Consider the following 13,384-nt stretch of genomic DNA (forward strand, 5'->3'; position numbering starts at 1 on the left):
CCTTTACAATGTCGAGCAGCTTCTGTCAAGTGTGAGCGAAGCGAGCGCGTCTGTCTTCAGTCTTCAGTCTTCAGTCCTCTGAACGTATCCCCTAAACGAGTGGTTTTGCGCACCTTGTAAATTCAATGGGGAATGAACCTATCGATAAACGAATAAAATTCTTTCTTGATTTCGGAGCGCGAAGGAATCAGTTCTAGGAAAGAGTTCGTTAGAATGAAATTGAAATCAACGCCGTACGACTTGCAAAATATCCTACGAACTGCACGTTTCTATTTTATAATCGTTCAATTTTGTATTTTCCATACTTATTGCACGCAATTATCGCACTCGGAAAATACCCCGAAAGTTAAGAACGGTATTCTTGATTTGAGATCCGGCTGGGACTTCAATACTCGGGGGCCGCTCGGAATGGACGGGATTTGGGAATTCTATTGGCGGGAATTTTATTCGGAATCGGCGTCCTCTTCCGGCAAACGACTTCAATCGGGACAATCCGACGGACTGCAACCTCGGTATGAACCTGTTCCCGACGCATGGAATAATTATGAATCCGGAAAGTTTCCGGGATTCGGATTCGCATCCTACCGGATGAGAATCTTGATGGACAAGCCGGTCCATGACATTTCGATTAAAATGTTGGAAGCGGCCACGGCATACAGGTTGTTCGTAAACGGAAAACTTTTATTATCCAACGGAAGTGTCGGTAGGACAAAAGAGACCGCCAAGCCGCTCTACAGGCCCGCGGTGGGTAATCCGTTTACATTAGAAAAAGATAATGAAATTTTAGTGGAAGTTTCCAATTTCTCGCATTCGAAAGGAGGACTTTGGGGACGTGTCTTCATCGGAAATCATTCCGAATTATCGACTATGAGGCAAAGAAGTATTTGGTTCGATTTATTCATGAGCGGGGGCCTTTCCGTCATGGGATTTTATCAGCTGAGCCTTTTTGCATTTCTCAGGAGAGACCGTTTCAATTTGTATTTCGGACTCCTGTGTCTTTGCGCCATGGTTCGAATGGTTTTGACAGGGGAGCGATTCGCATTTTCCCTCTTTCCGGAATTTGATTTTAATCTTGCCTACCGTGTGGAACTACTTTCGGCTTACTTGGAGAGTGTTTTTTTCGCTCTTTTTCTTCGTTCGATGTTTCCGGACGAAGTTAAGAAACCCGTCACGAGCACCTTGGTTGCCGGCTTTTTAGTATTAAGCGGCATCGCTCTATTTACGGAATTAGAGACTTACTCCAGAACGCTTCCTTTATTCAGCTTATTTTTAGTATCGGGAGGATTGTATCTCCTTTTTACGCTGAGCAAGGCCGTTAAGAAGGATCGGCCGGGCGCTTGGATCGGGCTCGCACTCTTTATAGGTCTATTCACGATTATCGTCAACGATCTTCTTTATGCTAATATGATAATAAATACGACCTATTTCGTTTCTTACGGCATTTCCTTTTTCTTTATTGCTCAGGCATTTATGGTGTCGCGTCGGTTTTCCTACGCATACAATTTGTCCGAGAAGCTTGCCGACGACTTGCTTGAATCGAACCGGAGATTGGTTTCGTTAGATAAGTTGAAAGACGAATTTTTAGCGAACACCTCGCATGAATTGCGTACTCCATTGCAGGGAATCATCGGGATAGCGGATTCCGTAAAAAGGGGAGCCGCAGGACCTTTATCCCGTTTTCTGGACAGGCAGATGACTATGATTATCGCTAGCGGAGAAAGGTTATCGGCATTAGTGAACGATATATTAGATTTTTCAAAATTAAAGCATAAGGATCTAGTGCTAAAAAGAATTCCGGTGGACCTTCGTCAATCCGTGGAATTTACATTGGGCCTTAATCGAGTAAACGTGGATGAGTCGAGACTTAGGCTGGTTAATGCGGTTTCAACCGATTTTCCCCATCTCAACGCGGATGAGAATCGATTACAGCAAATTCTTCAAAATTTAATAGGTAACGCGATTAAGTTTACGGAGAGCGGAGATATTACGATCAGTGCTCGATTGATCGACTCGCAATTCGCGGAAGTCAGCGTGCGGGATACCGGCATGGGCGTAAAAAAGGAGGATCAAGAAAAGATATTCGATTTTTTTGAACAAGCAGACGGAGGGGACGCGCGAAATGTGGGCGGGGCCGGGCTGGGATTAGCTATTAGTAAAGCGTTGATAAGTCTGCATGGCGGGGAAATAGGGGTCGAGTCCGAAGATGGAAAGGGCGCGCGGTTTTACTTTACGATGCCTATCAGTGATCCTTCTTCGGAAAAATCCGATTCGAAACCGATCATGGAACAGTATATTAAAAGCGATGTCAGTTCGTTGGAATTGAATTTCATTCCGGACTCCTATTTTTTAAAGGCTAAAGGCGATTTTTCGCATGAATCGGTCAGAATTCTCGCAGTCGATGACGAACCCATAAACTTGGAAGTTATCAGCAACTATCTTGCCTTATGTAAAATGGATTGTCTGGCCGTACGAAGCGGGCCGGAAGCTCTTGATATTTTGGAAAATGATAATTCGTTTAACATAATTATTCTTGATGTTATGATGCCTAGGTTTTCAGGATTAGAAACCGCCAAAGAGATTAGAAAGAATCATTCGGCTCTCGAACTGCCCATCTTGATGCTTACGGCCAAGAATCAAGATAAGGATTTGGTGAATGCCTTAAACGCGGGAGCTAACGATTATTTGCTTAAACCTTTTAACTTCGAACAGCTCATTCGAAGGGTAAATAACCTTATCGAACTCGCGAGCGGACATGAGAATTTAATGCGCCAAGAGAAAGAAAAGAGAATCGCGATTAATACGGTAAGACAAAAAATTAATATCGATCTTCACGACCACCTAGGCGGGAAGCTGATCGATTTAAAGTTTCTTTCGGAGGAATTGTTGAATTCGGAAGTTCCCGATCCCGCTTTGATCCGAAAAATCAACGGTAACGTAAATCAATCCATTCAGATGCTTCGGGATCAGATGCTTAAAATAGAGGATTTAGGGTTGGTATCGGAAAATTTCTTTTCCGGAATAAATCTGATATTATTGAGAAGATATTCCAATGCCGGGAGAGATCTCGACTTTCAGTGCGACGAAGACTTGATCAAAAATTCCATGATAAAAGCGAATGAAAATAACGTAATGGAACTTTACGGAATCGTTAACGAGATTGCGAATAACGATCTGAAATACGGAGTCGGGACTTCTAAATGGAATTTCTGGTCTAAAAACCGGGAAATCATGATGGATATGAGATCGGCATCGTTGTATCATTTAAAGGAGCATGGAACCGGACGCGGAACCGAGAATTTAATTCAAAGATCCGCTAAGTTGGATGGCCGAATAGAAATGACTCTGTCGGATACCGGTTACCGAATCACTTTGCAAATACCCTTCGGAAAAATTTCCGAATCTTGAGGTCGAGTAAATCAAATGCACGAAGAAAAGAAGGTCGTAAATATCGGGATTGTCGAAAACGATTCCAGCTATCGGGAACAGATTATAAAGGTGCTGGAAGCCTTGCCGCAGATCGGTTCTCTACTTCATTGGGAATCCGCGGAAGCTTTTCTGCAGGATAAAAAAGGAAGAGGTCTGGATATAATATTACTGGATATCATGCTTCCGGGAATGAGCGGAGTGGAATTGGCCGCGAAACTTTCGGAAAGAGAACCCGAAACCAACAAAATCATGTTAAGCAATATGAATTCGGACGAACTTATTTTTAAATCTCTAGGTTATGGAGCGATCGGATATATACTTAAATCGGAATTGAAGGACATTGCGGATATCATCGATATCGTTTTACGAGGCGGAGCTATTATCACGCCTACGATCGCGTTTCGCGTATTAAATAGCTTCAAGCGAATTGAAAGTTCGAGCGAAGTAAAACTTACTAAAAAGGAAAAACAAATCTTAGACGAGATGGTAAAGGGGAAAACGATTAACCGCGTAGCCGAATTCCTTGGAGTCAGTAAATATACGATTCAGCATCACGTTAAAAACATTTATAGAAAGATGAATGTCCATAATCGAGCCGAATTGGTAAGAAGGGCCGGTGATATAGGTCTACTCAGGAATGATTCGGGTTTTTAAACCGGACAAATTTTTGGGGCTAGGGATTTGATTCCTAAACGACTGTCTTATTACCGATAGACTTCGAATAGGAATGCATTTCAATTTAACGCCGTTCGGTCTGGAGATCGGGAATTCTCTTCATTCGGGAAAAAATCCTCGAACGAAAGTTCTTTCGTTTTTGCTAATATTATAAGATTCAAAGTTAATTAAAAATAAGAAACTTATAGGTTTTATTTACTCCAAATAGTTTATTTTTTATTCGAAGAATCGGCGTGGTTATTCATTTCGATAAAATTTGAGAACCTTCCCGCCAAAATGCATCGGAAGCCTACTCTTCATTTCTAATCCTTATTTTACTTTTGAGCATTACGATAACTTATTCTTTGTGAATGTCCATCGACATGACATAATCATCTAGCATATGAGGCGTTCCGTCTCGCGGAGAGAATATGTTTGTAGCAGAAGAAACAGAGCAAGAAACCTCACCGGTAGGTGTGTCCGTTTATTGGAAGAATGAATCATTCGAATGCTGGAAAGTCACGGGCTTTTCGCAAGGTCCCATCATCCGTCGCATAAAGGAGTTTGTTAGAAAAGCGAACGAGGATGTGGGCAATGAGGATTCGGAATGGAGAGCCTTCGATTTGGATCCTTGGTCGATTTGGTTCATTATGACCAGGGGAGAAGAAATTTTATCTGTGATGCGGATCGTGGAAAAAAGGCCGAATAATTTAATTCCTTTAGAAATCGGGGTGATTTTAGGGGATTTACCTAAACGGTATGCCGTCCTAGACCGGAATGTAGCGGATTGGAATTCTGTCGCTTTCTTACGAACTCCGCGAGGGACATATGCGGCTTTCGTTAATTTCGGATGTGTCGCGGATTATTGTATTAAACGAAATTACTCTCGAGTCTTCGGGATGTACAGCCCGTTTCGTCGGGGAATAGAGCGTGTTTATTTGGCAGCCGGCGCCGTTCATAGCGTGGATTATCCGGGACCCATTTATTTTCCCGAATTCCGCTGCAATGGTGAATTAGTACTTTTTAAAACGATCGAGATTCCCAAAAATAGTTTGCATGAAATCGCTGCGTTTCTAACTTTAAATAAGGCGCAAGCATGTCAATTGTTGCATCGAATCATGTCGTCGCATTGAATCTTTGTGCGGCTCTATTTTTTGTAGTCTTAGGAGCGTTGATACTCGTTCCTAAGCCGAGAAAAGCCGTGCAGATCCTATTCGGTATAATGACATCATTTATGGGACTTTGGTTTTCCTCTTTTATACTTCGGGAGATCGTTCCTTATTCTTGGTTGAATGCCTTATTGAATTTGGGTCTGGCGGCGAGTATACCGGCTCCATTTCTTATCTATTTAATTTCAATATCGTACAATGCAAAAGTCTACCGTCCGAATTGGAAATGGTTGATTCCTCACCTAATCCTTGTAAGTTTCTTTTTGGAAGAAAGCCTAAGATTAAATGTTTTGACTCTCGCTTCCGGTCCGGGGGAACAGCTAAGATTCACAAGAACATTCGTTTATTCCGGAATTCTTTTGCACTCTCTGGTGCTTTTTCTGATCGCAATTTTTAATTTCGGAAGGAATGCGATTCACTATAGGGGAAAAACGAGGGTGAGTTCGGTTTTATTATTGTTAGGACTTCTACCTCCCATCGTTTCCGTAGCATGGTATATTTGGATCAAGCCGACTCATTATGGGATTTTTACCGGAGGGCAGGCGGCGATAGGTTCCATTTTCGGTATTTTTATTTGGACGGTAGCAATCGTAAATTGTAATGCGTTTAAGCTTAGGACTTTCTCGATGCACGAGCCCGATCTTCCGCATTTCGTGCGGATGACTAAACCGATTTACGGATTCTTTTATCGTTTGACTGATCCTATGGATTACGAAGTTCAAGATTTAGCCAGGAAGAGACGCTTAACCATGAATCTAATCGCGCACGATTATCGACTAGGCGAGGCTATGGATTTGCCTTATAGGCAAAGGGTGGACATTCTGGTTAAGATATTCGGGAAACACTTGAAATAGCGATTTATTTCCTTCCTCTACGAATGATACTCTTGATGGTTCTATGAATCGTTTCGGTTTCCTTGGGTGAGAGCTGCAATAGATCTTCGATTATATCCACTATGCCCTCGCGAGCGTTTATCTTCTGAATTAATCTTCTATCCGAGTCCTTCCTATTTAGAGCTTTGATCGGATTGGTTAATTGGGTTTTTTCCGGGCCGGTGCCTTTAAGCAGCCATTCCTTGTTATATCCGTGAACTAACTCTATCACTAATGCAGTGGCTTCCGGTATGATTCGCTTTCCTCCCGCATAAGCCCCGATCAATTGCCTAGATTTACGTATCGTATTTCCGAACTCCTCTTGAGTTCCCGGAAAATTGTCCAATATATGCTGAAATCGTTCCGCGGGTGTTTTCAAGATTTTTTATCTACTCGATAGATTTTTTATTATTGAAAAATGCCACAATGTGGCATATAGTTTCCGGGAAAGAAATGCTTTAGCGACGAAAATAAGTACAGGTGCATCAGATAAAGCAAAGTGTCTTCGCCATGACTCATATTTAATAATTTAAGGCATTGGTCAAGCGGTTCATTGGATAGATGCAGGAGCGCCAGCTAGCCTTATTCTTGTTAGGGTAGCCTTTATATATTAAATTCATGAAAACTTCAAATTGGTTTAGCATTGCTTATTTCGAGGGATTGCTCGGCGAATCGTTTCTAGTAAAAGGACTTCGTCATTCCCTCACCTTAAAGGAGAGAACTTTGTCGGCGACGGGAACCTTAAAAATTCCGAGGTCTATGAAAAATGTTATTTTCGTCTGGCGCTTACTCGCAAAAACTAAGATTCAAAAAAAACAGATACATTGGTTGCGCTCGCAAATGCTCGAAATGATCAGCGAAACGACCGCGCTAAAGTCGGAAATTCGAACGTTGCGATGGGAATTGGCGAATCGTAAATCCGAGCTTACTTTGGCGTTGAATTCCTTGTCATTTTATAAGGAAATAAAGGCGATCGACGAAAGAAACGACGAAGAGTAGGAGACAGAGGACAGAGGACAGAGGACAGAGGACAGAGGACAGAGGACAGAGGACAGAGGACAGAGGACAGAGGACAGAGGACAGAGGACAGAGGACAGAGGACAGAGGACAGAGGACAGAGGACAGAGGACAGAGGACAGAGGACAGAGGACAGAGGACAGAGGACAGAGGACAGAGGACAGAGGACAGAGGACAGAGGACAGAGGACAGATAATTATTTCTATTTCCCTGGCAACAATTTTTTTAAAAACGAATTATGTTGGAGCTCCTGTGCGATAGATCTTTCCTCTACCTTAGCTGCCTTTCCAACATTGAGTAGCTCCTGTCTAGCGTGAGCAAAGCGAACGCGTCTGTCCTCAGTCTTCTGTCCTCTGAAAACGAATTATGTTGGAGCGAGGTGCTACTGGATTTTCGGGGAGCGTCAGCAATTTTGTGTAAATGACGATTTTTAAAAAGATTCGTATGTTAGAATGGATCTTTCCTCTGCCTCAGAGGGTTTCCAACTAGTAGCAGCTTCTGTCTAGCGTGAGCAAAGCGAACGCGTCTGTCCTCAGTCTTCTGTCCTCTGCACGGGCGGCCCCCCTCACTTCGTTCGCGGTCACGCTGCTCCGGGCTTCGCTTTCGCTCCGGTCTCAGCGACTCTTTTCTCTTAATATAAACCGTTATCTGTAAGCGCTGCGACTGCTTCGCACCCTACACATCGTTGCCGCTGGCACAGGACAGGTAAAAGTGGTTAGAGTTGTCGCTTTCTATCATTTTTTCTTGATGCGTTTAACCGGGGCTACTGATCTTGTGGGTAAGGTTATGTAATGCCCAATGGGTGTTGTGCGAGCGTGTGATGAAATTATTTCCGCTGATTGTGATCCTTTTTGTTCCGTCTTGCCTTTGGTTAATTCGCCCTCCTTTAACTTTTCAGAAAACCGTTCCTCCCGATGCTCCGAATTACGAGAACATAAAATCTTGGGCAGCGATTCCGGGAAATGATAGTCAGGTTTTTAGCGGTCCGGTACCTCCCTATAAAGTTTACAAATTAGATTCCTATGGGGTCGATATTTTCTTTATCCATCCGACTACCTACTTCGGTCGCACTTGGAACGCGTCGATGGACGACGAAAACGTAAATGATAGAACCGATATGGAATCGATTCGGAGGCAGGCGAGTGTCTTTAATGAGATCGGCCGAATTTTTGCGCCAAGATATAGACAAGCTACGATATATTCTTTCCTAGATGCGACGGACGGTATAAAGGCTCTCGATCTAGCTTACTTAGACGTCTTGAAAGCGTTCGATACTTATATGAGAGTATGGAATCAAGGGCGACCAATCATAATCGCTTCGCATAGCCAAGGAACAATGCATGCAGTCCGACTTTTAAGAGAGAGGTTTTCCCATAAACCGCTTTTGAAAAAACTGATCGTTGCCTATTTAATCGGGGGAGCGGTTTCTCTCGCTGACACGAACGGGATTCCCGCTTGCGAAGAAAAATCCCAAACAAGATGTTTTGCCTCTTGGAGATCTTTTTCAAAGAATGCTAAAGTACCGGTTCTTCCCAACGATTCGTCCGGCCCGTTTATTTGCGTGAATCCTTTAAGTTGGGATTTAAAGCAGGATTTTAGATCGGCGAACGAGAATTTTGGAGGAGTTCCTCTATCCTTTGATCGAGTGGATCCGGAAATCTGCGGGGCCGTTTGCGAGGCCGGTGTTCTAAGAGTTACGAAGCCGAGCCGGACAGGTTATAGGCAGTATTGGAGCGACAACTATCATGTCGCCGATTACGCGCTTTTCTACTTTAATATTCGGCGAAATGCAGTTGAACGGATACTGCGATTCGGAATGCGGGAAAAGACCGATTCAAAATAAAAACCGAGGTTAAACTTGCAATCTCGTTTATAATCTTATGACGATCGTTCAAAAAAGGATGCATTAGATTTCGATGTATAGAGTTTCGATTTATCCGAAAAGCAACGGTAAATATTTCGAATTTTAGTATTTTTATTAAGCGAAGAATTCGATAAATCGCCGTTCAATTCCGTTTTCTAATAAGCTTGATTTTTCCCTCGGAATTAAATTTCTCGTCTTTCGATAACGGATTTATTCTGGCATTTCTTTCGAGTATTAGATAATAAGGATCGGTTCCGAGCTTAATAATTCCGGCTCGGCATGAATCGAAATAATTTCGCATCTATTGAGGGAATGGAGGCTAAGAATGAATCCCGTTCTGAAATGGTTTGAGGAAATTTTCGCATTATTACCTCTTCCATTGCTCGAGGTATGGGGTCGTTTCGGTTATTTAATCGGTTTCGCTCTAATGCTTTCCGCCTACGGCGGTTTTACGTTTCGACCGGGAGGAAGATGGGCGATCGGTAGAGAGAGGCAATCCTGGGATGCGAGAGCATTATTAAGCGTAGCGATAACCTTCGTTTCGATCCTGATAACGGGGTACCTAGGGTCCTTAATCGTTTTAGTGCCGGAAGCACAAACGTTCGAATCTCTAAAGGATCTTTCCGTTTTTTTATGCATTTCTCTTTTCGGCTATCCTGCTTTAATTGCGGTCCCTTTTGCGTACGGATTTTCGGATCTAATGGAGGGCGTACCGCCTGATTTTCTGTTGGATTGGTTGGTGGGCTATTTTATTAATCCTTCCTGTTTTTGGGTCGCTTATCAATTTATAGGTAAGGATCCCGATTTTCGAAAATTGAAGACTTGGGGATGGTATTCGCTTTTCGTTTTAATCTTTATGAGCATCGAGCCTCAACTTTGGGGATACATTTGCTCGGATAAATTTACCTCCGAGATTTCCTATCGAAATATCCTTCCGGCGTTATTCTTTACTACGCTTGTAACCTGGATAATCGCTCCGTTTGTCATGCTTGGAGTTTTCCCTCTCGCGAAAAGATACTCGTTATTTTGGGCCGAAATTCCCGGTCATTGTAAAGAAAAGATCATAGGGGAGACGGATTGCGTCTGGGAAAGCGGAAAGGGAAGCGTAACGCCGAGCGGAGGTTTTAACGATCAGGGGCTACCGATTCGGATGTTTCTCGTGACTCCCTTTATCGTTTTGGTTCTCATAATGGTAGGGACGACGTCTTACTTGACTTTGCGAAGTTCCGAGGAAACCGCAAATAAGCTCGCCGCGCGATTGCATCAGGAAATATCCGAAAATATTAATTTACAATTAGATGATTTTCTATCTTCTTCGAAAGGATCGAGCGAATTCGAGAGACTGCGTGGCGTTGGCGAATTGCTTAAAAGGACGAATATAGCGGCTGCAGGCCGGGCTTTCATTATAGATCGAAGAGGTAAATTAATCTCAAGTTCGAATCAATCTAGATATTCTTCGCCTCGGTCTAACGCCGGAGAGTCGGCCGAAGATAGGGTGATACAAAATGCGGTTCGGAGGCTGACGGAAACTTTCGGAAACTTGGACGGAATCGATGTCTCCACCCAGTCCTCTTTTCATATTATAACCGCCAAGCCTTTGTTCCGAGAGAATTGGCTGATGCAGGCGACTCGGTATCATGACAACTCCAAGAGTCTGGATTGGATTGTCATCACCGCTATGCCGGAAGCTTACTATTTGGAAGGAGTTCGAACGGGAAACAGTCAATCCGCAATGGTATTCGCGGTCGCCTTGGTTCTTTCTTTGCTGATTGCGGCTTTCCTATCGAACACGGTGACTGCTCCGATTACCCGGATTTCTCAAGCCACACAGGCCATCGCGGAAGGGGACCTGACCCAACGGGTACCAATGAGTCGGTTGGCGGAATTAGGAGTTCTTTCCAGTTCGTTTAACCATATGGCGGAGCAACTTCAGGAATTCTTTCATCGGACCAAGTCCAGCGAGGAACGATCTCTGGATTTAGTCGCTACGACGCCCGGAATTGTCTGGGAGGCGGATGCCATTACTTTCAACTTCACTTTCGTGAGTCAGCAGGCGGAGCGCTTGCTAGGTTATTCGGTCGAGGATTGGAAGGAGCCCGGTTTTTGGGCGGATCATATTCATCACGAAGATAGGGAACGTGCCGTAAATTACTGCGTAGAGTGCACCGCCCGTTTAGAACCCCATGAATTCGAATACAGATTTATCGCTAAAGACGGCCGTACGGTTTGGCTTCGTGATTTAGTTCGAGTGATTGCCGGAGATGCAAAACCGAAATGGCTCCGAGGCGTGATGGTCGATATAACCGAAAGAAAGATCGTTGAAGAGAAACTTTTGGAAAGAAACCAGTTTATCGAATCAATCTTGGACATAACTCCGGATATATTATATATTTACGATATAGTCGAAATGAAGAACGTATATTCGAACAACGGGATTCAAGTCGTATCGGGCTATTCCGTCGAGGAAATTCGGGAAATGGGAAGTAAAATCCTACCCATACTAGTTCATCCCGAGGACTACCAAGTTTACGTAGATCATATTATCCCGAAATATGCAACGGCTGGAGACAAGGATTTAATCGAACATCATTACAGAATTCGTCATAAAGACGGAAATTGGAGATGGCTGACCTCGAGGGAATTAATTTATAGAAGGAATACCGACGGATCTCCCAAGGAGATATTCGGGATATCGTATGATATAACGGAAAACAAGCAAGCGGAAGCGACCATTTTGGACTTGAACGCCACACTCGAGAAGCGAATCGAAATTCGAACGGATGAATTAAGAAAATCGAATGAAAGCCTCGTGGAAGCGGTTCAGAATCTCGAAAAGACCATGCACGAATTAAAGGAAGCTCAAGGGCAACTGCTTCTTTCCGAAAAATTAGCCACTCTTGGGCAATTGGCGGCGGGCATGACTCACGAATTGAATACTCCGCTTGGCGCGATCGTTTCTTCCAATCGGGCAATACTCGATATTATTCAGGACGAAATAAGAAGTATACCTAATTTTCTTTCGAACTTAAACGAGGAGGATTTAAAAAGGTTTAAAATCATTTTAGATGTGGCTTTGAGGGAAGCTTCCCGCTCGGAGGAATTTCCGAATCGAACTTTAAGAAAGGAAGTATTTAGAGCGTTGCGCGAATCGGGAATCGAAGATTATGAAAGTATCGCTAATTCCGTAATAGAAACCGGGCTGTATAGAGTGGAAAAAGATCTTCCTTGGCTATTGCAGAGTGAGAATGCATCCAAGATTTTACAAGTCGTGGCTTCTCTATCTACGATTGTACGACTTAGTAACGTGATTTCCATCGCGACCGGAAAGGCTTCGCATGTTGTGGAAGCTCTAAAAAATTATTTGAATCCCGGCGGAGAAGTTCAAGAAGAAGAAGTTTCCTTTGTAGACGTTAGGGCGGAGATCGAAACGATTCTGACTCTGTATCATAGTAAAATTAAGTATGGAGTCGAAATCGTACGGAATTATGATACTAATGAAAAGTGCTTAGGTAACGCCGATAAACTGAATCAAGTCTGGATAAATTTATTGAATAATGGTTTGCATTCAATGGATTACAAGGGCAAAATGGAAATCATAATTGAAAAGCAAGAGCCTTGGATTATAACTTCGTTCATAGATTCCGGCAGCGGTATTCCGAAGGAAATTCAAGGTAAAATTTTCGAACCCTTCTTCACGACGAAAAAGCATGGCGAAGGCGTCGGTTTGGGCCTGGATATCTGTAAAAAGATCATCGAAAAGATGGGCGGAAGGATCGAATTTGAAAGCGTACCCGGGCGAACGAAATTTAGTGTGTGGCTAAAATCTGCTAATCCCAGTAAAGAGGCTCTAGAGTGAAAAGTGTGTTTGAGCGAAATGCGATATTGTGCGTCGATGACGAGCCTATAATTCTTATCACCTTAAAGCAGGAATTAAGAAAGCAATTCGGGGACGAATTCCAGTATGAAATCGCATTGAACGGAAACGAAGCTTTGCAGGTCGTAGACGAACTCGTGGAGGCGGGTGTAAACGTGATTCTGATTCTTTCGGATTGGTTAATGCCCGGTCTTAAAGGGGATGAGTTTTTAATTTTGATTCATGCAAAATATCCGAATATTCGCTCCATATTAATTACGGGACATGTGGATGAGTCCGCCGTCGAACGAGTGAAGAGAGAGGCGGGAACGTATGCCGTATTTTCCAAACCCTGGGATGCGACTAAATTGATGGAAGCGGTTAGAATTTGCTGTAACAAAAATTAAGTCGTTTTTAGTTTTACGGCTTTTTGAACTTTCGGTTTTCATAAAGTCTTATTCAGAATAAGAACGTCTTCAGGGTCGATGACTCTGCCTTCTCGAAAATTGACTTCTAACGGAGGTAAAGT

Annotated in this window: 9 protein-coding genes; 8 read left to right on the forward strand and 1 reads right to left on the reverse strand. The window is 43.3% G+C overall.

Annotation, left to right across the window (positions count from 1 at the left end; translation table 11 throughout):
- Positions 1–213: 213 nt before the first annotated feature.
- From LEP1GSC047_RS07445 to LEP1GSC047_RS07460, 4 genes are all read left to right on the forward strand, one after another.
- Positions 214–3,405, forward strand: coding sequence for an ATP-binding response regulator (locus tag LEP1GSC047_RS07445; RefSeq protein WP_052580664.1), 3,192 nt, complete (start codon positions 214–216; stop codon positions 3,403–3,405).
- A 15-nt stretch (positions 3,406–3,420) separates the two neighbouring features.
- A complete protein-coding gene (locus LEP1GSC047_RS07450) occupies positions 3,421–4,080 on the forward strand; it encodes a response regulator transcription factor (protein ID WP_010410968.1) in 660 nt (219 codons plus the stop codon).
- 431 nt (positions 4,081–4,511) lie between these two features.
- Positions 4,512–5,213, forward strand: coding sequence for an LBL_2463 family protein (locus LEP1GSC047_RS07455; protein ID WP_010410966.1), 702 nt, complete (start codon positions 4,512–4,514; stop codon positions 5,211–5,213).
- Positions 5,177–6,103 (forward strand): LIC10906 family membrane protein, encoded by a 927-nt coding sequence (locus tag LEP1GSC047_RS07460; RefSeq protein WP_020988419.1) that lies wholly within the window; start codon positions 5,177–5,179, stop codon positions 6,101–6,103. The genes LEP1GSC047_RS07455 and LEP1GSC047_RS07460 overlap by 37 nt, the downstream gene beginning before the upstream one ends.
- A 4-nt stretch (positions 6,104–6,107) precedes the next feature.
- On the opposite strand, the gene LEP1GSC047_RS07465 is transcribed toward LEP1GSC047_RS07460, so the two are convergent.
- On the reverse strand, positions 6,108–6,500 hold the full coding sequence (locus tag LEP1GSC047_RS07465; protein ID WP_010410960.1) for a hypothetical protein: 393 nt from the start codon (positions 6,498–6,500) through the stop codon (positions 6,108–6,110).
- 239 nt (positions 6,501–6,739) lie between these two features.
- On the opposite strand from LEP1GSC047_RS07465, the gene LEP1GSC047_RS07470 reads away from it, so the two are divergent.
- The 4 genes from LEP1GSC047_RS07470 to LEP1GSC047_RS07485 all read left to right on the forward strand — a co-directional run bounded on the left by LEP1GSC047_RS07470 (position 6,740) and on the right by LEP1GSC047_RS07485 (position 13,262).
- The gene (locus tag LEP1GSC047_RS07470) at positions 6,740–7,120 is read left to right on the forward strand and encodes a hypothetical protein (protein ID WP_010410957.1); all 381 of its coding nucleotides are present in this window, start codon (positions 6,740–6,742) and stop codon (positions 7,118–7,120) included.
- Between the two features lie 838 nt (positions 7,121–7,958).
- Positions 7,959–8,981 carry a DUF3089 domain-containing protein gene (locus LEP1GSC047_RS07475; RefSeq protein ID WP_010410953.1) on the forward strand — a complete coding sequence of 341 codons (1,023 nt, stop codon included), beginning with the start codon at positions 7,959–7,961 and terminating at the stop codon, positions 8,979–8,981.
- A 346-nt stretch (positions 8,982–9,327) separates the two neighbouring features.
- Positions 9,328–12,858: a PAS domain-containing protein gene (locus tag LEP1GSC047_RS07480; protein WP_010410951.1), complete on the forward strand. Its 3,531-nt coding sequence runs from the start codon at positions 9,328–9,330 to the stop codon at positions 12,856–12,858.
- Complete coding sequence (locus LEP1GSC047_RS07485) at positions 12,855–13,262, forward strand: response regulator (RefSeq protein ID WP_039934223.1); 408 nt, start codon at positions 12,855–12,857, stop codon at positions 13,260–13,262. The genes LEP1GSC047_RS07480 and LEP1GSC047_RS07485 overlap by 4 nt, the downstream gene beginning before the upstream one ends.
- Positions 13,263–13,384: the final 122 nt, after the last annotated feature.

The organism is Leptospira inadai serovar Lyme str. 10 (genome assembly GCF_000243675.2).
Classification (GTDB): Bacteria; Spirochaetota; Leptospiria; order Leptospirales; family Leptospiraceae; genus Leptospira_B; species Leptospira_B inadai.

Bases quoted from the DNA above. Each gene is read 5' to 3' on its own strand.
- LEP1GSC047_RS07445 (WP_052580664.1), top strand. From the start codon at position 214: ATGAAATTGAAATCAACGCCGTACGACTTGCAAAATATCCTACGAACT.
- LEP1GSC047_RS07450 (WP_010410968.1), top strand. From the start codon at position 3,421: ATGCACGAAGAAAAGAAGGTCGTAAATATCGGGATTGTCGAAAACGAT.
- LEP1GSC047_RS07455 (WP_010410966.1), top strand. From the start codon at position 4,512: ATGTTTGTAGCAGAAGAAACAGAGCAAGAAACCTCACCGGTAGGTGTG.
- LEP1GSC047_RS07460 (WP_020988419.1), top strand. From the start codon at position 5,177: ATGTCAATTGTTGCATCGAATCATGTCGTCGCATTGAATCTTTGTGCG.
- LEP1GSC047_RS07470 (WP_010410957.1), top strand. From the start codon at position 6,740: ATGAAAACTTCAAATTGGTTTAGCATTGCTTATTTCGAGGGATTGCTC.
- LEP1GSC047_RS07475 (WP_010410953.1), top strand. From the start codon at position 7,959: ATGAAATTATTTCCGCTGATTGTGATCCTTTTTGTTCCGTCTTGCCTT.
- LEP1GSC047_RS07480 (WP_010410951.1), top strand. From the start codon at position 9,328: ATGAATCCCGTTCTGAAATGGTTTGAGGAAATTTTCGCATTATTACCT.